General features: G+C 55.0%; 19 protein-coding genes. 11 read left to right on the plus strand and 8 right to left on the minus strand.

Annotated elements, in window-relative coordinates; all coding sequences use genetic code 11:
- The first annotated feature begins 2 nt into the window (after positions 1 to 2).
- From cheR to C1N59_RS08770, 7 genes are all read left to right on the plus strand, one after another.
- Positions 3 to 875 carry a protein-glutamate O-methyltransferase CheR gene (gene cheR, locus C1N59_RS08740; protein WP_006120244.1) on the plus strand — a complete coding sequence of 291 codons (873 nt, stop codon included), beginning with the start codon at positions 3 to 5 and terminating at the stop codon, positions 873 to 875.
- Positions 875 to 1924, plus strand: a complete 1050-nt coding sequence (locus C1N59_RS08745; protein ID WP_006120245.1) for a protein-glutamate methylesterase/protein-glutamine glutaminase — start codon at positions 875 to 877, stop codon at positions 1922 to 1924. Before cheR ends, C1N59_RS08745 begins: the two co-directional genes overlap by 1 nt.
- 39 nt (positions 1925 to 1963) lie before the next feature.
- Complete coding sequence (gene cheY / locus C1N59_RS08750) at positions 1964 to 2353, plus strand: chemotaxis response regulator CheY (protein WP_006120246.1); 390 nt, start codon at positions 1964 to 1966, stop codon at positions 2351 to 2353.
- A 9-nt stretch (positions 2354 to 2362) separates the two neighbouring features.
- Positions 2363 to 3004 carry a protein phosphatase CheZ gene (cheZ, locus tag C1N59_RS08755; RefSeq protein WP_006120247.1) on the plus strand — a complete coding sequence of 214 codons (642 nt, stop codon included), beginning with the start codon at positions 2363 to 2365 and terminating at the stop codon, positions 3002 to 3004.
- Between the two features lie 190 nt (positions 3005 to 3194).
- A complete protein-coding gene (gene flhB, locus C1N59_RS08760; RefSeq protein WP_162285809.1) occupies positions 3195 to 4346 on the plus strand; it encodes a flagellar biosynthesis protein FlhB in 1152 nt (383 codons plus the stop codon).
- The gene (gene flhA / locus C1N59_RS08765) at positions 4339 to 6432 is read left to right on the plus strand and encodes a flagellar biosynthesis protein FlhA (RefSeq protein WP_033741997.1); all 2094 of its coding nucleotides are present in this window, start codon (positions 4339 to 4341) and stop codon (positions 6430 to 6432) included. Before flhB ends, flhA begins: the two co-directional genes overlap by 8 nt.
- Positions 6429 to 6821, plus strand: coding sequence for a flagellar protein FlhE (locus C1N59_RS08770; protein WP_033741996.1), 393 nt, complete (start codon positions 6429 to 6431; stop codon positions 6819 to 6821). Before flhA ends, C1N59_RS08770 begins: the two co-directional genes overlap by 4 nt.
- Positions 6822 to 6919: 98 nt before the next feature.
- Here C1N59_RS08770 and aqpZ read toward each other — a convergent pair whose 3' ends face one another.
- Both aqpZ and argS read right to left on the minus strand, forming a co-directional pair.
- On the minus strand, positions 6920 to 7615 hold the full coding sequence (gene aqpZ / locus C1N59_RS08775) for an aquaporin Z (protein WP_185199559.1): 696 nt from the start codon (positions 7613 to 7615) through the stop codon (positions 6920 to 6922).
- Between the two features lie 322 nt (positions 7616 to 7937).
- Positions 7938 to 9668 (minus strand): arginine--tRNA ligase, encoded by a 1731-nt coding sequence (gene argS, locus C1N59_RS08780; RefSeq protein WP_006120253.1) that lies wholly within the window; start codon positions 9666 to 9668, stop codon positions 7938 to 7940.
- Positions 9669 to 10298: 630 nt separating this feature from the next.
- Between argS and C1N59_RS08785 the strand changes: the two genes are divergently transcribed.
- A complete protein-coding gene (locus tag C1N59_RS08785; protein ID WP_110267419.1) occupies positions 10299 to 10859 on the plus strand; it encodes a VOC family protein in 561 nt (186 codons plus the stop codon).
- Here the strand turns inward: C1N59_RS08785 and C1N59_RS08790 are convergent.
- Positions 10856 to 11998 carry a MalY/PatB family protein gene (locus C1N59_RS08790; protein WP_394550585.1) on the minus strand — a complete coding sequence of 381 codons (1143 nt, stop codon included), beginning with the start codon at positions 11996 to 11998 and terminating at the stop codon, positions 10856 to 10858. The two genes, C1N59_RS08785 and C1N59_RS08790, sit on opposite strands and share 4 nt — an antisense overlap.
- Positions 11999 to 12084: 86 nt before the next feature.
- Between C1N59_RS08790 and cutC the strand changes: the two genes are divergently transcribed.
- Positions 12085 to 12837: a copper homeostasis protein CutC gene (cutC, locus tag C1N59_RS08795; protein ID WP_033741990.1), complete on the plus strand. Its 753-nt coding sequence runs from the start codon at positions 12085 to 12087 to the stop codon at positions 12835 to 12837.
- 243 nt (positions 12838 to 13080) lie between these two features.
- The gene (locus C1N59_RS08800; RefSeq protein WP_394550588.1) at positions 13081 to 13926 is read left to right on the plus strand and encodes a hypothetical protein; all 846 of its coding nucleotides are present in this window, start codon (positions 13081 to 13083) and stop codon (positions 13924 to 13926) included.
- Between the two features lie 3 nt (positions 13927 to 13929).
- Here the strand turns inward: C1N59_RS08800 and C1N59_RS08805 are convergent, their stop codons facing one another.
- A complete protein-coding gene (locus C1N59_RS08805) occupies positions 13930 to 15027 on the minus strand; it encodes a glycerol dehydrogenase (RefSeq protein ID WP_033741989.1) in 1098 nt (365 codons plus the stop codon).
- Positions 15028 to 15173: 146 nt separating this feature from the next.
- Here C1N59_RS08805 and C1N59_RS08810 point away from each other — a divergent pair, with 146 nt between their 5' ends.
- Positions 15174 to 15797 carry a LysE family translocator gene (locus C1N59_RS08810; protein ID WP_262959146.1) on the plus strand — a complete coding sequence of 208 codons (624 nt, stop codon included), beginning with the start codon at positions 15174 to 15176 and terminating at the stop codon, positions 15795 to 15797.
- A gap of 3 nt (positions 15798 to 15800) precedes the next feature.
- Here the strand turns inward: C1N59_RS08810 and cmoB are convergent, their stop codons facing one another.
- From cmoB to C1N59_RS08830, 4 genes are all read right to left on the minus strand, one after another.
- Complete coding sequence (cmoB, locus tag C1N59_RS08815) at positions 15801 to 16769, minus strand: tRNA 5-methoxyuridine(34)/uridine 5-oxyacetic acid(34) synthase CmoB (RefSeq protein WP_006120261.1); 969 nt, start codon at positions 16767 to 16769, stop codon at positions 15801 to 15803.
- On the minus strand, positions 16766 to 17494 hold the full coding sequence (gene cmoA / locus C1N59_RS08820) for a carboxy-S-adenosyl-L-methionine synthase CmoA (protein WP_039343163.1): 729 nt from the start codon (positions 17492 to 17494) through the stop codon (positions 16766 to 16768). Before cmoA ends, cmoB begins: the two co-directional genes overlap by 4 nt.
- A gap of 80 nt (positions 17495 to 17574) precedes the next feature.
- Positions 17575 to 17970: an MAPEG family protein gene (locus C1N59_RS08825; RefSeq protein WP_058701780.1), complete on the minus strand. Its 396-nt coding sequence runs from the start codon at positions 17968 to 17970 to the stop codon at positions 17575 to 17577.
- 52 nt (positions 17971 to 18022) lie between these two features.
- Positions 18023 to 18844 (minus strand): DUF72 domain-containing protein, encoded by an 822-nt coding sequence (locus tag C1N59_RS08830; RefSeq protein WP_394550591.1) that lies wholly within the window; start codon positions 18842 to 18844, stop codon positions 18023 to 18025.
- Between the last annotated feature and the right edge of the window lie 40 nt (positions 18845 to 18884).

Raw genomic sequence — 18884 nt, forward strand, 5'->3', positions numbered from 1 at the left:
AGATGAAGAAATCGACGTTATTAGATCAACCAGAGGCGACAACGCTGCTCTCACAGATGGTGCAGCGGCTGCCCCTCTCCGATACCCATTTTCGCCGTATCAGCCAGCTCATCTATCAGCGCGCGGGTATCGTGCTGGCCGATCATAAGCGCGAGATGGTTTACAACCGTCTGGTACGTCGTCTGCGCACGCTGAATATTGATGATTTTGGTCGCTACCTGGCCCTGCTGGAGAACGATCCTAACAGTGCTGAGTGGCAGGCGTTTATCAACGCTCTGACCACTAACCTGACCGCTTTTTTCCGCGAGGCGCACCATTTTCCTATCCTGGCGGAACATGCGCGTAAACGTCAGGGCAATTTCAGCGTCTGGAGCACGGCCGCCTCAACGGGCGAAGAACCTTACTCTATCGCGATTACCCTGGCTGAAACGCTGGGAACCGGACCCGGTAAATTCCAGGTCCATGCCAGTGATATCGATACCCAGGTTCTGGAAAAAGCCGTGGCGGGCGTTTACCGCCAGGAAGAATTACGGACGCTGTCGCCTGCACAGCTACAACGTTTCTTTTTACGAGGTACGGGCCCGCATGCTGGCATGGTGCGTGTGCGCCCCGAACTGGCGAATATGGTGAATTTCAGTCAGCTGAATTTGCTGGCCAACGACTGGAACCTGCCGGGTCCGTTCGATGCCATTTTCTGCCGTAACGTAATGATCTATTTCGATAAAGAAACACAAGAAAAAATTCTACGTCGTTTTGTTCCACTGCTTAAGCCTGGCGGCATCCTGTTCGCCGGACACTCAGAAAACTTTAGCCAGATTAGTAAAGAGTTCTGGCTGCGTGGGCAAACCGTTTATGGACTGACGAAGGAAAGATGATGAGCAAAATTACCGTGATGTGCGTAGATGACTCTGCGCTGATGCGGCAACTGATGACAGAAATCATCAACAGTCATCCTGATATGGAAATGGTGGCGACGGCCCCGGATCCATTAGTAGCCCGCGATTTAATTAAACAGTTTAATCCGCAGGTGTTGACGCTGGATGTTGAAATGCCGCGCATGGATGGACTGGATTTTCTTGAAAAACTGATGCGTCTTCGCCCGATGCCGGTCGTGATGGTGTCATCACTAACGGGACAGGGTTCAGAAATCACGCTGCGCGCGCTTGAGCTCGGTGCGGTGGATTTCGTGACCAAACCACAGTTAGGCATTCGTGAAGGTATGCTGGCTTATAGCCAGATGATTGGCGATAAAATTCGCGCAGCTGCCCGGGCACGTCTGCATGTGCGCACCACCATGCCTGCCCCGGTCACGCTGAAAGCCGGTCCGCTGCTGAGTAGTGAAAAGCTGATTGCGATTGGTTCATCGACGGGCGGTACAGAAGCCATTCGCCACGTATTGCAGCCGCTACCGGCCACCAGCCCTGCGCTGCTGATTACGCAACATATGCCACCGGGATTTACCCGTTCGTTTGCCGAGCGGCTAAACAAGCTCTGCCAGATTACGGTGAAAGAGGCCGAAGATGGTGAGCGTATTCTTCCTGGCCATGCTTATATCGCGCCCGGCGCGATGCACATGGAGCTGGGGCGCAGTGGTGCGAACTATGTCGTGAAGCTGAACGACGGTCCGCCAGTTAACCGTCATAAACCGTCAGTCGATGTGTTGTTTAAATCGGTGGCGATCAACGCCGGGCGAAATGCCGTTGGCGTGATCCTGACCGGTATGGGTAACGATGGGGCAGCAGGCATGCTGGAAATGCATCGTGCCGGCGCCTGGACCATCGCGCAAAATGAAGCAAGTTGTGTCGTTTTTGGCATGCCACGCGAGGCGATAGCCAGCGGCGGTGTGAGCGAAGTAGTGGATTTAAGCAACATCAGCCAGCACATGCTGGCGAAAATTAGCGCCGGACAGGCATTGCGTATTTAACAGGCCCGTCCTGCCGGGCGAGATAACACAGGAGTAGATATGGCTGACAAAAATATGCGCTTTTTAGTGGTGGACGACTTCAATACGATGCGTCGTATTGTCCGTAACCTGCTGAAAGAGCTGGGCTTCAATAACGTAGAAGAAGCGGAAGACGGCGTCGATGCGTTAACTAAACTCAAGGCAGGTGGTTTCGATTTCGTTATCTCCGACTGGAACATGCCTAACATGGATGGCCTGCAACTGCTGCAGACCATTCGCGCAGATGCGGCCATGGCCAGTCTGCCTGTGTTGATGGTGACGGCTGAAGCGAAAAAAGAAAACATCATTGCTGCCGCTCAGGCGGGTGCAAGCGGCTATGTCGTTAAGCCGTTTACGGCCGCCACGCTTGAAGAGAAGCTGGGCAAAATTTTTGAAAAACTGGGTATGTAAGGAGATGTGATGAGCGACCTTCCGAAATCAGCTGAGCAAGCCGCGGCACAAGATATCATTTCCCGCATCGGTTCACTGACACGCATGCTGCGTGATAGTTTGCGTGAGCTGGGGCTGGATCAGGCCATTGCAGAAGCTGCTGAAGCCATTCCTGACGCCCGTGATCGTCTGGACTATGTAGTGCAAAAGACCGCTCAGGCGGCCGACCGGGCGCTGAACAGCGTCGAAGCAGCGCAACCGCACCAGGACAAAATGGAAGCGGGAGCGATTGCGCTTAAAGGACGCTGGGATGCATGGTTTGAGAATCCTATTGAACTTGCCGATGCGCGCGAGCTGGTGACGGATACGCGTCAGTATTTAGGGGAAGTGCCTGAGCACACCTCTTTTACTAACAAGCAGTTGCTCGACATCATGATGGCGCAGGATTTCCAGGACCTCACCGGTCAGGTGATCAAACGCATGATGGATGTGATTCAGGAGATCGAGCGCCAGCTGTTGATGGTGCTGCTGGAAAACATGCCAGAAGTGAGCGCCGAAAAACGTCAGGTTGGCACTACGCTGCTTAACGGTCCTCAGGTTAACGCTGCCGCCCCTGGGATTGTTGCGAACCAGGATCAGGTGGATGACCTGCTGGACAGCCTCGGTTTCTAATCACCTGGCTGTCTCGCCATCGCGACGTTGCGATGGTCCCTTCTGAAAAGTGGCCTGCTCACCGCGGGCCACTCCGCTTTTCTCTTTTGCTATCCGTGAAAGAGCATGTGTTTTTCACGTTTTATCCACGCTTTAACCAAACTCAAATTTGGCATTCTATGCTCAGAATTCCTGCCAACCGAGGTTTGTGGTGTCAGAAAACAGTGATGAGGACAAAACAGAATCGCCCACGGCCCACCGACTTGAAAAAGCGCGTGAAGAGGGCCAGATTCCGCGTTCGCGCGAGTTAACCTCACTATTGATGCTGTTGGCAGGCATCATGATTTTATGGGTTGGCGGGACGGCAATGGCCCATCGACTGGCGGCAATGGTGTCAACCGGACTCAGTTTCGACCATGGCATGGTGACCGACGATAAAATTATCATCGCCCACGTCGGTAATCTGATCATGCAGGCCATTGCCGCGCTTCTGCCGCTTCTGGGCGGGCTGGTTCTGGTGGCCATTGCCTCACCGATGCTGCTGGGCGGCGTGGTCATCAGCGGCAAATCCATCAAAGTGGATTTTAGCAAGCTGAACCCGTTGCCAGGCTTCAAACGCATGTTCGCCGCGCAGGCCTGGACGGAGCTGTTTAAAGGCATTCTGAAAACCATTCTGGTGGGCTGCGTGGCAGGCTGGTACATCTGGACGCACTGGCCCGATATGCTTCGGCTGATTGCCGAGTCGCCGACCACAGCCCTGATCCATGGCATGGACATGATCGCTATCTGTTGTGCGCTGGTCATGCTCGGCCTGATCCCCATGGTGGGATACGACGTTTTCTGGCAGCTTTACAGCCACTTTAAAAAATTGCGGATGTCACGTCAGGAAATTCGCGATGAGCACAAGCAGCAGGAAGGTGACCCGCACGTGAAAGGGCGCATTCGTCAGCAGATGCGCGCGGCAGCCCGTCGTCGCATGATGGCCGATGTGCCCAGGGCCGACGTGATCGTTACCAACCCAACACACTATTCGGTTGCGCTGCAATATAACGAGAAGAAAATGAGTGCGCCCAAGGTTATTGCCAAAGGCGCTGGCGAGATCGCCTTACGCATCCGTGAACTGGGCGCAGAACACCGCATTCCGGTTCTGGAAGCACCGCCGCTGGCGCGTGCGTTATACCGTCATACCGAAATCGGACAACACATTCCTGGCGCCCTTTATGCGGCCGTCGCGGAAGTGTTGGCCTGGGTCTGGCAGCTTCGCCGCTGGAAGCGCGAAGGTGGCCTGGTGCCCGTAAAACCTAAAGACCTGCCGGTCCCGGCAGAGATGGACTTTGCAGGAGAGAGCAAAAACGATGGCTAATCTGGCCGCTAAACTACGCCTTCCAGGCAACTTCAAAGACATGCAATGGCAGGTCCTTGCGGGTCCGGTGCTGATCATCATGATTTTGTCGATGATGGTTCTGCCCTTACCGCCGTTTATCCTTGATCTGCTGTTTACCTTTAACATTGCCTTGTCGATTATGGTGCTGCTGGTCGCCATGTTTACCCAGCGCACGCTGGAGTTTGCGGCCTTTCCCACCATTCTGCTGTTTTCGACCCTGCTGCGCCTGTCGCTGAACGTAGCCTCTACGCGTATTATTTTGCTGGAAGGGCATACCGGTGCCGCGGCGGCGGGACGGGTGGTGGAAGCCTTTGGCCACTTCCTGGTTGGCGGAAACTTCGCCATCGGGATCGTGGTGTTTATCATCCTGGTGATCATCAACTTTATGGTTATCACCAAAGGTGCGGGCCGTATCGCCGAAGTGGGTGCGCGCTTTGTGCTTGACGGGATGCCGGGTAAGCAGATGGCTATCGACGCCGACCTGAATGCGGGTCTGATTGGCGAAGATGAAGCGAAGCGTCGTCGCGCCGAAGTGACTCAGGAAGCGGACTTTTACGGTTCGATGGACGGTGCCAGTAAGTTTGTACGCGGGGATGCCATCGCCGGTATTTTGATCATGGTCATCAACGTGATCGGTGGTTTACTGGTGGGGATCGTTCAGCATGGTATGGATGCGGGCCACGCGGCAGAAACCTATACGCTGTTAACCATCGGTGACGGTCTGGTCGCACAGATCCCTGCGCTGGTCATCTCTACCGCGGCGGGTGTTATCGTGACGCGCGTGGCAACCGACCAGGACGTCGGCGAGCAGATGGTCGGGCAACTGTTCAAAGATCCGCGCGTCCTCATGCTGAGTGCCGGCGTAATCGGTTTGCTGGGGCTTGTGCCGGGCATGCCTAACTTTGTGTTCCTGCTGTTTACGGCGGCCTTACTGGGGCTGGCGTGGTGGTTACGTGGCCGCGAGATGCAGCCGAAGAAGAATGTCGAATCGCCGAGCAGCATCGCAAAATCCATGGAAACGCCTGCCTCTGCCGAAGCCTCCTGGACTGATGTGCAGCTTGAAGACACGCTGGGCATGGAAGTGGGTTACCGCCTGATTCCGATGGTCGATCACAACCAGAACGGTGAGTTGCTTGGTCGTATCCGCAGTATCCGTAAAAAAGTGGCGCAGGATGTCGGCTTTCTGCCGCCGGTGGTGCATATCCGTGACAACATGGAATTGCCACCCGCGCGCTACCGCATTTTAATGAAAGGCGTGGAGATCGGCAGCGGTGATGCCTATCCCGGACGCTGGATGGCGATTAACCCCGGCACAGCCGCGGGTACCTTGCCGGGTGAAGCAACCGTCGATCCTGCCTTTGGCCTGGCGGCGGTGTGGATTGACGGTGCGCTCAAAGAGCAGGCCCAGATTCAGGGCTTTACCGTAGTAGAAGCCAGTACCGTTGTGGCGACGCACCTTAATCATCTGATTGGCCAGTACGCCAGTGAGTTGTTTGGCCGTCAGGAAGCGCAGCAACTGCTGGACCGCGTCTCCTCAGAGATGCCGAAACTGACCGAAGATTTAGTGCCTGGCGTGATTACGCTGACAACGCTGCACAAAGTCCTGCAGAACCTGCTGGTTGAGCGCGTTTCGATTCGTGATATGCGCACCATTATTGAAACCCTGGCAGAGCATGCGCCGGTTCAAAGCGATCCGCAGGAACTCACCAGCGTGGTGCGCGTGGCGCTGGGCAGAGCGATTACGCAGCAGTGGTTCCCGGGCACGGGTGAAGTGCAGGTGATTGGCCTGGATGCGACACTGGAGCGCCTGCTGCTGCAGGCCTTGCAGGGCGGTGGCGGACTTGAGCCAGGCCTGGCCGATCGGCTGTTAGCCCAGACGCAGGAGGCCCTGCAACGGCAGGAAATGATGGGCGCGCCGCCTGTCCTGCTGGTCAATCATCCGTTACGCGCCTTACTGGCACGCTTCCTGCGCCGTAACATGCCGCAGCTGGTGGTGCTGTCCAATATGGAATTAAGCGATAACCGTCAGATTCGCATGACCGCAACCATCGGTGGCAAACAATGAGATCGCTAATGCTGTTTTCGCTGCTGCTTCCGCTGTTTGCTCAGGCCGCTGACGGTGCCTGGAGCGCCAGCGCGGCGGGTCCACTGATGGCGAATCGGGGAAGCTGGCAGTCGTCGCAGCCGCTGACCCCGCCAGGTCAGGTCAGTGGGGCGATCACCGTGGTGAACTGGCGTTATCAGTTTACCCAACCGGTGCCTTCCGGTTTACAGGTCCGGCTCTGTGCAGAACAGCGTTGTACCGAACTGGACGGTGCCAGCGGCAGCACACGCGGTCTGGCTGAGGTCGCCGCCGGTGAAACGTTACATATGGTGTTTGGCTTCGCCGGTGGCGGAAGTTTGCCGCCGGGGCTGAAGGTCGTCAGCACAGCGGTGACGGTTAACTACCACTAAGCCTTTTTCGCCCTGTTCATGGCAGACTGACAAGCATCATCAAGAGACTGATGCTGTCGGTCTACCCGATCACTCCCGATGTCATAACGCGGTTCAGGCTACGCGTCTTTTTGCAGCAGAAAGCGGTAAAGCCATCCCCCCGCAACGCCACCCGCTATCGGTACCAGCCAGAAAACCCACAGCTGCTGTAACGCCCAGCCTCCCTGAAAAACAGCCATCGCGGTACTGCGTGCCGGATTCACCGAGGTATTGGTTACCGGGATACTGATTAAGTGAATGAGCGTTAATGCCAGACCAATCGCAATGGGAGCGAAACCCGCCGGCGCGCGTTTATCCGTCGCACCCTGAATAACCATCAGGAAGAACGCGCTGAGTACGAGTTCAGTGATGACGGCCGCACAGAGGGAATAGCCGCCTGGCGAGTGCGCCGCAAAGCCGTTGGCAGCGAAACCCTTATCTGCCATCGTAAAGTCAGCCTGACCACTGACGATCAGATACAGCACGCCCGCCGCCGCAATACCGCCAGCCATCTGTGCCACGATGTAGGGCAAGATGGTCTTGCTGTCGATGCGGCCACCGGCCCATAAGCCCAGGGTGACGGCGGGATTAAAGTGACCGCCCGAAATGTGGCCTACCGCAAAGGCCATTGTCAGTACGGCGAGGCCAAATGCCAGAGACACGCCCACAAACCCAATCCCGGTTTGGGGAAAATTCGCGGCGAGCAGGGCGCTGCCGCAGCCTCCGAATACCAGCCAGAAGGTGCCGAACAGCTCGGCAAACGCTTTTCTTAACATCAACGTATTCTTCCTTTCTCGTTAACACGTTAAACCTGATAAAACGCGGGCTTATAGTAGAGCGCGGGAATAAGAAAAGAATCTTGTCCCGACAGGACCTTGATATACGCGACATCAGGGTTGCCTGAGCGGGTTTGCACGGCGCGTGCTGCGATCATCTCTGGTGCTGAAATACGAATTAACGCCTTTGTATCGTGGAGTCAGGGAGGGCAATGGCAAAGATGACGCTACACGAAGGAAAATTGTGCGGGTGACGGGCAGAGCGGGAAGGGCGAGGTTGAGGCAGGCGCTGAGAACAGTCAGCTCTCAGCGCCTTAACAGATTACATGCGATCGACCGTTTTGATCCCCAGCGTATCCAGACCCAGTTTCAGGGTTTTTGCGGTCAGTGCCGCAATCTGTAAACGGCTCAGGCGCGTCACGTCGTCCTCTGCGGCCAGAATCGGACAGTGCTCGTAGAAACCGGAGAACAGGCCCGCCAGATCGTACAAATAGGCACACATCACATGCGGTGTGCCATCGCGTGCCACCTGGGTAATGACCTCTTCAAACTGCAGCAAACGCGTTGCCAGCAGGGCTTCACGGTCATCCGTCAGCACGATTTCTGCCTGAATCGCATCGGCGTCGATACCGGCTTTACGGAACACGGACAGCACGCGCGTATAAGCATATTGCATGTAAGGCGCCGTATTGCCCTCAAACGCCAGCATATTATCCCAGTCAAAAATGTAATCAGTGGTGCGGCTTTTTGACAGATCGGCATATTTCACGGCGCTGATGCCGACGACTTCCGCGAGCGTGCTGACTTCCTCTTCCGTCATGTCCGGGTTTTTCTCGCGTACCAGTGTGTACGCGCGTTCATAGGCTTCATCCAGCAAATCTGACAGCTTAATGGTGCCGCCGCTGCGGGTTTTAAACGGACGGCCATCTTTACCCAACATCATACCGAACGCATGATGTTCAAGTGGAACGGACGCAGGCACATAGCCGGCTTTACGGACAATGGTCCACGCCTGCTGTAAATGCTGATGCTGACGTGAGTCGATGTAGTAAATTACGCGGTCCGCATGCAAAGTTTCATAGCGATACCTGGCACAGGCAATATCGGTGGTGGTGTAAAGATAGCCGCCATCCTTTTTCTGGATGATCACGCCCATCGGCTCACCTTCTTTGTTCTGGAATTCTTCCAGGAATACCACGGTGGCGCCTTCACTCTCGACGGCCAGACCTTTGGCTTTCAGATCGGCCACAATTTCCGGCAGCATGTCGTTATAGAGGCTCTCACCCATCACATCATCACGCGTCAGGGTGACGTTCAGACGGTTGTAGATATGCTGGTTTTGCGTCATGGTGATATCAACCAGCTTTTTCCACATCTGACGGCAGTAGTCGTCACCGCCTTGCAACTTCACGACATAGCCGCGCGCACGCTCTGCAAACTCAGGATCTTCATCGTAAGTGCGCTTGGCTTCACGATAAAAACCTTCTAAATCCGCCAGCGCCATCTCCGCGTGGTTTTCATTTTGCTGTTTTTCAAGAAACGCAATCAGCATGCCGAATTGCGTGCCCCAGTCGCCCACATGGTTCGCGCGGATCACGTTGTGACCCAGAAACTCGAGGGTGCGCACCGCGGCGTCGCCAATGATAGTGGAACGCACATGGCCGACGTGCATCTCTTTCGCCACGTTGGGGGCAGAGTAGTCCACGACGATTGTCTGTGGTTCGACCGGGTTCACGCCAAGGCGCGGATGATTCAGCGCCTGCCGGGCATGGTCGGCCAGCCACTGACGATCCAGGAAAATGTTGATAAAGCCCGGCCCCGCGATCTCCACTTTGCTGGCAATGCCAGTGAGGTCCAGATGTTGAATCACGGTTTCAGCTAATTGTCGTGGCGCCTGGCCCAGTTTTTTCGCCACGGCCATGATGCCGTTAGCCTGATAATCACCAAACTGAACTTTAGCCGACTGACGAACCTGAGGTTCACAATCGGAGGGAGCACCAGCCAGCACCATTGCCTGACTGACTTTTGCGGAAAGAAGCGCCTGAATATTCACCGGGTTACCTTACATATGCAGAGAAAAGCACGCTATTTGGGCAGCGGGCTGTCTTCATGATTCTGCCGGGTGCAATGACCACAGGTCCTGGCCCGGCAAAAGGAAAAAATGAGGGAAAAAGTATACGTGAATTGTCAGCGTGAGTCAGTAGCGGGATAAAGGCAGGGAAACAGAGCCGAAGATGTTTCCCGCAGAGATTAGCGACGACGCGCGCGGCGCGCGTTTTTAACACTTTTGTCTGCACGTACCTTCCAGTGGCGCGCAAGGGCAAACCCCATCAGTGCAATTAAGATGGCAACTACGATGAGCATCGTCATAAAAACTTTCCTTATAATAGTGTTAATGCAAATTTAATAGAAAGCTATGCAGGCTGCAATCATGCCACCGTTAAGTAAGACTTATCTTATTGCGTTAATGATAACCATACAAAACAGTAACTTAAGTTACTTTTGTCAACGAAAAGGTGGATCTAACCAGAAGATTAATCTGAATTAAAAGCGTTAATTTTTTGCTTTTCTCGTAAAACGCCAGCCAAATAAGATGAATCTTACCCTTTTGTTCATTACGATAGTTCAGTAACAATGAGTTACAGCATTCCCTGGTCATAAAAAAGTGAGGAGACAGCTTACGGTGAGCATGATATTTCCACCCGAACTGGACGATTTACAGGCCGATTTAGCGGCTTTCGAAGAACGGTTACAAAATTTTTCACAGCGTCTGGGGTTAAACTCTACAGACCTCGACGTCGATCATGTGGCCGTGCGGTGTCATCAGAATGCGACGGCCGAACGCTGGCAAAAAGGGTTTTTGCAACTCGGGGAGCAGTTCTCGGCGGCGATGATTAACGGACGACCGGTATGTTTATTTAAGCTGCACCAACCGTTAATGATTGCCGGCTGGGCGATAGACGTCGTTGAGCTGCCCTGGCCGGGTGAAAAACGTTACCGCCACGAGCGCTGGGAACATATTGAGGTGGTATTACGAGGCGAGCCTGAAACACTGGGCATGCGTGCCATGGCGCTGCTGTCCGATCAGGCACTCACACAGCCGGGTATTTCATTCAAAACCAGCTCACCGAAAGGGGAAAACGAGCGTCTGCCGAATCCTACGCTGGCAGTGACCGATGGGGAAACCACGATTAAGTTTCACCCATGGCGACTGGACGAGATTGTGGCCAGTGAACAGCGTTAGCCCCGGGCTTCAACCGCACGTCTGAGCCGTCTGACGGCTTCTTCCAGCAAGGCGCGGGGACAGCCGAAATTGATCCGTACAAAGCCGTCATCACCAAAGTCGCGCCCCGGCGAGAAGCCAAGCCCGTGTTTTTCAAAGTACAGCGCCGGGCTGGCAACCTGGAGTTCTCGCGCATCGATCCAGCCCAGATAACTGCCTTCCGGAGAGGTCATTTTGAGGCCGGGCAGCGCATTGACTTCGGAAACCAGCCAGTCCCGGTTGCCGCGCAGATAATCAAGCTGGGCATCAAGCCAGTCATCACAGGCCCGCCAGGCGACTTCCGCCGCAACCAGGGCCAGAATATCGACTGAGGGCACAATGCCCTGGCGCACGGCGTTGAATCGCGCCCGTAGTTCAGGATCCGGGATCACAGCGACGGAAGCGCCCAGCCCGGCAATATTGAAGGTTTTGGATGGCGAAAGCAGCGTAATGCTCCGTTGGGCCGCATCATCACTCAGGGAGGCAAAGGGGATATGTTGCAGCCCCGGCGTTAACAGTAAATCGCAATGAATTTCGTCAGAGCAGACGATTAAATCATGGTGCTGCGCAAAGGCCAGCTGCGCTTCAAGTTCTTCCCGGCGGTAAACCGTGCCGCCAGGATTTTGCGGATTGCAAAGCATCAGCAACGTTTTGTCCTGCATGTGGCCGTCTGCTGCAGTGAGATCCATGACCCAGCGGCCTTCCTGCAACGTCAGAGGCAGATTCAACTGATCACGTTCAGCCAGCTTCGCGGCTGAACGGAAAGGGGGATAAACGGGATGCGGCGCGACGGTGCCTTGGTGCGGCGCGGTAAACGCCCGCACGGCCAGATTTAACCCGCAGACTACGCCGGGCAACACGACCACCCATTCCGGTTTAACTTCCCAGCGATAGCGTGATTTACAGCGGGCAATCAGCGCATCGATAAATCCCTGAGGCTTATCGCCATAGCCGAAAACACCATGATCAACGCGGGCTTTAATGGCCTCAATGATGGGGGCAGGCGATCGGAAATCCGTATCCGCTACCCACAACGGCAGAATATCCTGGCCCGCATATTTGTGCCATTTAAGGCTATCACTGTGACGGCGGTCTATCCGTTGGTCAAAATTGAATGTCATAGTTAGTTTTCCACGTAAACTGTTCTAAGGGATAAGCATACCTGACGAATTTGGCGTGAACAGGACGTCATGTAAAGGAGAAGAGAATGACCACACTGGAAATTTGTTGCTATGGGGTGGATTGTGCCTTAACCGCTCAACAGGCGGGGGCCGATCGAATTGAACTCTGTGCGGCACCGCGTGAAGGCGGCCTGACACCTTCTGCTGGCATGCTGGAAGTCGCCCGTCGTGACATTTCTGTTCCGGTGCATCCTATTGTCCGCCCGCGCGGCGGAGATTTTTGCTATTCCAGCCGGGAGTTCGAGGCAATGAAATCGGATGTCGCGCGGATTCGCGAACTGGGCTTTCCGGGCGTAGTGTTAGGGATGCTGGATGAAGATGCCCATATTCATGTGGGGCAGATGCGGCAGATCATGGCGCTGTGCGACGGCATGGCGGTGACCTTCCATCGCGCCTTCGATCTCTGCCACCGGCCAAAACGTTCGCTCGATGTTTTAACCGATTTTGGCGTGAAACGTATCCTCACTTCCGGGCAGCAGCAGAGTGCGGAAAACGGAATTGCATTATTGAGGGAACTTAATGAATACAGCAGCGGTCCTATCATTATGGCAGGTGCTGGCGTTCGTTTAAGTAACCTGCAAAAGTTTCTTGATGCAGATATTCGTGAGGTACACAGCTCGGCAAGCCACCTGGTGGCATCACCGATGCGTTACCGCAAAGCGGGTGTTTCTATGTGTTCCGAAGCCGAAATTGATGAGTTCAGCCGTTACTGCGTCGATGGTGATGTTGTAGAGGCAATGAAAAGTGTCATGCAAATGAATACCGCCCGGGTGGCCTGACTCATAACCAGTTTTGCCGCGCAGCACGCCGATTGATGACGTGATGTTTGCAAGTACCAAACCCCAGCACATTTGCTGGGGTATTTTTTGTCCGGTATTCCGCTATAGTGGATGATGAAACAACGCATTGCGTGCATTCTGTGTCGCCGTTTGCCGTCAACGCGGCTTTGCTTTCCCTGTTCTGTTCCCCGGTTGCGGGTCATCAGCTTAACCCTAATCGACATTGATGTCAGAGGCCCTGCCATGCGATGCATTCTGCTTTCCGCTGTTCTCACCGTGATGGGATGCCATGCGCCCTTAACCTTTGCCGCGTGCAAATCAAACAGTAAAGCGGTCTCTGACAGTAATAACTGGATTCTGCTGGGCGGCAGTGCGAAAGGGGCGGTACGTCAGGTTGTCGCAGGGGAGTTTGGCAAAGACGTCAATTCGCAAAAGCGAGTGCTGGGGCAGTTTGATCCCTGTGGCGACCTGCTGGTGGCGGATATCAGTTATGAAAAAAATGAGCGTAACGTCATTCTGAGCATGGAACAACATCTGGTGCGTGTGCAGGAAGGTTGGGTGGCCGAATATGCGTATCTGGTAAAAGTGCTGAAACAGGGAAAGGAAGTGGTGGTGGATAACCGACAAGGCACCATCAACTGGCACAAGGGAAAAAACGGCAATATTATCAGCGCTTCAGACAAATTCATCAGCATGGGCAAATCGGGATTCACGGACACCACGTACCGCTACGATAAACACTATCGTTTGCTGAAAAGCATTGCGCGCGGAACCGATCCCGTCAGCAACGGGGAATACCGTTACGCGTGGAGTCCGCAGGGCCTCGTCACCCGCACCACCTCTGCCCGGCGAAAAGACACCTATGCCTATGACGATAAAGGGCGGGAGCTGCGCCTGAACGGCACGGCATCAACCGACGTCAGCACTCTGCGCACCGTGGATGAATGCCAGTTCTGGGATGACAAGGGCAACTGCACCCTGAGTTACCTGAATGAAACCGAAGTTTTTAAGAAAGGCACGGTGCAGCGTCACCTCAGTGCGGTTTATAAGTATCAGTACTGGGACAAACCCAGTGAGGCGACGGAATAGCCCCTATTTTACCGTTTTACTGAACGCATCCAGGCCCAGCAGCGCATGGGCGATCTGTTCCGGTGCCAGGTTAGGATTGAGGTTTTTCAACGTATCGCCTTCGCTGTTCGCCAGCGCGCCGATTTTTACCAGATCTTCCCAGCTCACCCCGTCCAGATGCATCTCTTTTAACGTGGTCGGCATATTGATCGAACGGTAGAAGCGGATGTAGCGGGCAATTTCTTCATCGGGACGCTGCTCAAGCACCATCTGAGTTAACGTACCGTAGGCCACTTTTTCACCGTGAGTAAGATGGTGGATATCGCCGTCAATTGCGGTGAATCCGTTATGAATCGCGTGCGCACCTGCCAGACCGGCGTTCTCAAAGCCTAAACCGGACAGCAATGTATTGGCTTCCACTACCGCTTCTACCGCTGGCGTGACGCGTTTTTCCGAGACGGCGATATAGGCACTGTAGCCCCACGTCAGCAGCGTCTCTTCACAGGCCCGTGCAATGGCAAGACCGGCAATAGTCGGATCGCCATTGACCATCGATTTCGCATGGCTACGGGCCACCGCCTGGGCTTCAACCCAGGTCGCCAGACCATCGGCGATGCCGGACGCGAACAGGCGGGCGGGCGCGGCGGCGCACACGGCGGTATCAATTAACACCAGATCGGGATTTTTACTGTAGAAACGGTAGCTTTCAAAAACGCCACTGTCGGAATAGATAACAGACAGCGCGCTACAGGGCGCATCGGTTGAGGCAATGGTGGGCACAATCACTACCGGCTGTTTGAGTTCATCGGCCACGGCTTTTACCGTATCCAGCGTTTTGCCGCCACCCAAACCAATCACCACGTTACAGCCCTGCTGCTGCGCATGCTGACTTAACCGGGTAATTTCATTACTGGAGGCTTCGCCATTGAACTGCTGACGGCTGAGAGTAATGCCTGCTTTTTCCAGCGTAGACTGCGCCCGCTCACCAATCAGCCCCCAGACGACATCGTCAGCCACCACGAAAGCGTGATTGCCTAATTCCGTGACATACTCTCCCAGTTCATCGAGCACGCCCGCACCCTGTACATATTTGCGAGGCGAAGAGAAAATAAATTTACTCATGATCGTAGCTCCTGGTTTTTCAATTGAGACCGTTACCGGCCCGCTAATAACGCCACTAAAAAGCGTAGCAGTTAATCACGCCTGGCTGTCTGTACAGCGTGAAAAACGCTTGTTATTGTTAAGCACTTCTAATCAGGAGTACGCCTGTGACGACTTCATTCCTCTCTTTTCTGTTTGCGATCATTATTTTGACCCTGACGCCGGGGTTCGATACGGCATTAATTTTGCGATCGGCGGCGGCACAGGGCTGGCGACGAGCCAGTGCGACCGCGCTGGGCGTGGCGACGGGCTGTCTGTCGTGGGGCATTGCGGTAGGGCTGGGGCTGGGGGCGCTGCTGCTGGCATCGGAAACGGCGTATAACCTGCTGAAGTGGGCTGGCGCAGCCTATCTGCTCTGGCTGGGCGTCAGGTTACTGTGGCATCCGCGTCGCCAGAATGCAGCGCTGCCCGCCGAAACGCCGTCGCAGCAAACGCATCTGGCCTGCTTTCTGCGTGGGTTACTGGGGAATCTGTTGAATCCTAAAGTGGGCGTTTTCTACGTAACATTTTTACCGCAGTTTATCCCTCAGGGCGGTTCGGTCCCGGTCTGGTGCACCCTGATGGCCCTGACACATATGGTGACTGGATTGATCTGGAGCAGCGTGCTGATTGGCAGCAGTCACTATTTTGCGGCACAGCTCAGGAAGCCACGCGTGTTAATAATCATGGATCGTTTGACGGGCTGCGTCTTTATTGGCTTCGCGGCGAAACTGGCGCTGTCTCGCCGCTGAGCATTACGGCTTGGTGGCGACCAGCACCGCACGCAGCGGTGCGGGATAACCTTCAACGGTTTTGCTGCTGTCCGCAGGATCAAGGAATTCCGCCAGCGATTCGCTGGTCATCCAGTCGGTCCGGCGCTGTTCATCTGTGGTCGTTACGGCAAAGTCCACAATGCGCACATCGACAAAGCCGCATTTCTCCAGCCAGCTTTTCAGCGCCTCGGCGGAGGGGATAAAGTAGACGTTGCGCATCTGAGCATAGCGTTCGCCCGGCACCAGCACCTGATTCACATCGCCTTCAATCACCAGCGTTTCCAGGACCAGTTCGCCGCCGCTCACTAACTGATTTTTCAGCTGCATCAGATGATCCAGCGGCGAACGGCGGTGATAAAGCACGCCCATGGAAAACACGGTATCGAACGCCTGAAGCACCGGCAGCTGTTCGATGCCGAGCGGCAGCAGGTGGGCGCGGCGGTCGTCATTTAACAGCTTGCGGACGGCTTCGAACTGGCACAGAAACAGCTGCATGGGATCGATACCGACCACAAGGTGCGCGCCTGCCCCGATCATGCGCCACATATGGTAGCCACTGCCACAGCCCACATCCAGTACAGTGCGTCCGGCTAACGAGGAGATGTGTGGCAGCACGCGATCCCATTTCCAGTCTGAGCGCCATTCCGTATTAATTTCGGTGCCGTAAAGCGAATAGGGGCCTTTGCGCCAGGGCATCAGATTACGCAGCAGTTTCTCAATGCCCTGACGGTGCCGATCGCTGATATCGTCCCGATCGGCGCTGACGCTGTGCAGCAGGTCCAGCCGCTGAGGTTCCAGCTGGGGTAAATATTCCAGCGACTTGTACCAGTCACGGAAGTGCCCGTGCAGATTTTCACGCTGCCACTCGCTGATTTGCGCAGGCAGCACCTCCAGCCATTTTGCCAGGGGACCCACGGCGATTTGCTGATAAAAACGGCCAAAGTCGATCATTTTAATGCCACCAACGAACCAAAATTAAAACACTGAAACCACAGCTCAGCATGAGAAAAGCCGGCCTGTTTCAGGCGCGCCTTGTGCGTTTCTACGCTATCGGTGAGCATCACATTTTCCAGCATGCTGCGTTTCTGGCTGATTTCCAGTTCGCTGTAGCCGTTGGCGCGCTTAAAGTCATGATGCATGTTGAACAACAGTTCACCGACGTCACGATCTTCAAAGCTGAACTTCTCAGAGAGCACCAACGCGCCGCCGGGATTCAGCCCCTGCCAGATTTTGGTCAGCAACGTCAGGCGGGCTGGCGGTTCAAGAAACTGCAGGGTGAAATTGAGCACCACCAGTGAGGCGTTCTCAATGGCGATATCGCAGATATCCGCTTCGACGACCGTAACCGGCGTAGCCGCCCGAAACGCATCGATATGACGGCGGCAGCGCTCCACCATGGCCGGCGAATTATCCACAGCAATAATCTGACAGCCGGGCACGTGAATATTGCGGCGCACCGAGAGCGTGGCAGCGCCTAGTGAACAGCCCAGGTCAAATACCTGGCTGTTGGGCTGGACGAAACGTTCTGCCAGCATGCCAATCATCGAAATGATGTTGGAATAGCCCGGCACTGAGCGCTGAATCATGTCGGGAAACACTTCAGCCACGCGCTCGTCAAACGTCCAGTCGCCCAGTTTTTCAATGGGCGCAGAAAAAAGTTGATCGCGATCAGACATAACGAAAATCCGAAGAGACGGCGGAAAGGGCGCTATTCTGGCAGAAACTGCCGCGGCCTGCACCCTTTACGCCGTTAACATTAACGCAAGCTGAGCAAGAGTGGCCAGGGCAGGTAAATCAGGTTAAAAATTACCATACCGGACAGCGAGAATAACGTCAGCATCATGCCATATTTGCGTTTGCTCATAACATCGCTGCGCAGGCCCTGTGCATGCAACACCCGGCCAATGAAAAACAGGATGCCGGTCAGGTGCACCATCCAGATATTCGCGCCGTTCATCTCCAGCACAATCAGCAATAATAACCCCAGCGGGATCGTTTCAATGGCATTGCCGTGAATCCGGATGGCCATGTGTAAATCGTGATGACCGCCATCGCCATAAGCCACATGATGCTGTCGCCGTAAGCGCACAACATTCAGGGTAAATTTCATGATCAGTAAGGCCCCGATCACCACATATAACGCGCTTATCATTATTGATTCCTTATTTTTACTTTTGCCAGAGGTGTGATGCTGCCGGTCGCTATCAGAATAGCGAATCCTGTTGCGGCCAGTCCGGCCCGGGACCGATGCTGGCATCAATTTTTTGCAGTTCAGGCCACAAGGCCTGCACCAGCGGAAAGACCTGGCCCATGTCGGGCGTGTGAATGAAGACCAGCGGTTCACTTTGCGTATGCCATTCAGCCAGTTTCGTCAGCCAGATGCGAAACAGCGGCAGGCTTTCTTCAAGACTATCGCTGCCGACAAAGCGGATCATCGGGCGCGGTCCTGTTAACAGCGCATGCGGCGGGACGCGCGGTTTTTGCTGGCGGGCGTGCAGCGCCGCCGCGCTTTGTGACGTTGAGGCGTGAACCGGACGACTGTCCAGCACCACACGATTGACGCCGCGCTGGAGCAGGCCACGATTCAGCGCGCGCTCAGCCTCACCTTTCGCGAAAAAAGCGGCATGCCGCACTTCCACGCCATAGGAAAAAGAGGCAGGCAGACTATCCAGAAAACGCCACAGATCGCTGAGTTGGGCGGGAGAAAAGCTGGCAGGCAACTGGAGCCAGTACTGACCGATGCGATCGGCAAGCGGATGCATCAGGCGAAAAAAGTCGGTCAGTAAGTCATCGGTGTTTTGCAGTGCTGCCTGATGGCTGATGGTGCTGGGGAATTTAAAACAGAAGCGAAACTGATCGTGCGTCATATCCCGCCAGCGCAACACGGTTTCGGGATCCGGCAGTGCATACAGCGTGGTATTGCCCTCAACGGTCTGGAAATAACGCGCGTAGTCCGCCAGGGTTTCAATTCCCCAGAGTTTCCAGTGTGCGTGGTGCCATTGCGGCAAACCGATACGAAGTGTCACGCCTGACTCCTGTCGTTGAGTGTGATGGTAATTATCCTGT

This window comes from Pantoea sp. SGAir0183 (assembly GCF_043545505.1).

Coding starts and splice junctions, on each gene's coding strand:
- cheR (WP_006120244.1), top strand. CDS start 3: ATGAAGAAATCGACGTTATTAGATCAACCAGAGGCGACAACGCTGCTC.
- C1N59_RS08745 (WP_006120245.1), top strand. CDS start 875: ATGAGCAAAATTACCGTGATGTGCGTAGATGACTCTGCGCTGATGCGG.
- cheY (WP_006120246.1), top strand. CDS start 1,964: ATGGCTGACAAAAATATGCGCTTTTTAGTGGTGGACGACTTCAATACG.
- cheZ (WP_006120247.1), top strand. CDS start 2,363: ATGAGCGACCTTCCGAAATCAGCTGAGCAAGCCGCGGCACAAGATATC.
- flhA (WP_033741997.1), top strand. CDS start 4,339: ATGGCTAATCTGGCCGCTAAACTACGCCTTCCAGGCAACTTCAAAGAC.
- C1N59_RS08770 (WP_033741996.1), top strand. CDS start 6,429: ATGAGATCGCTAATGCTGTTTTCGCTGCTGCTTCCGCTGTTTGCTCAG.
- aqpZ (WP_185199559.1), bottom strand. CDS start 7,615: ATGTTAAGAAAAGCGTTTGCCGAGCTGTTCGGCACCTTCTGGCTGGTA.
- C1N59_RS08790 (WP_394550585.1), bottom strand. CDS start 11,998: ATGACATTCAATTTTGACCAACGGATAGACCGCCGTCACAGTGATAGC.
- cutC (WP_033741990.1), top strand. CDS start 12,085: ATGACCACACTGGAAATTTGTTGCTATGGGGTGGATTGTGCCTTAACC.
- C1N59_RS08800 (WP_394550588.1), top strand. CDS start 13,081: ATGCGATGCATTCTGCTTTCCGCTGTTCTCACCGTGATGGGATGCCAT.
- C1N59_RS08805 (WP_033741989.1), bottom strand. CDS start 15,027: ATGAGTAAATTTATTTTCTCTTCGCCTCGCAAATATGTACAGGGTGCG.
- cmoB (WP_006120261.1), bottom strand. CDS start 16,769: ATGATCGACTTTGGCCGTTTTTATCAGCAAATCGCCGTGGGTCCCCTG.
- cmoA (WP_039343163.1), bottom strand. CDS start 17,494: ATGTCTGATCGCGATCAACTTTTTTCTGCGCCCATTGAAAAACTGGGC.
- C1N59_RS08825 (WP_058701780.1), bottom strand. CDS start 17,970: ATGATAAGCGCGTTATATGTGGTGATCGGGGCCTTACTGATCATGAAA.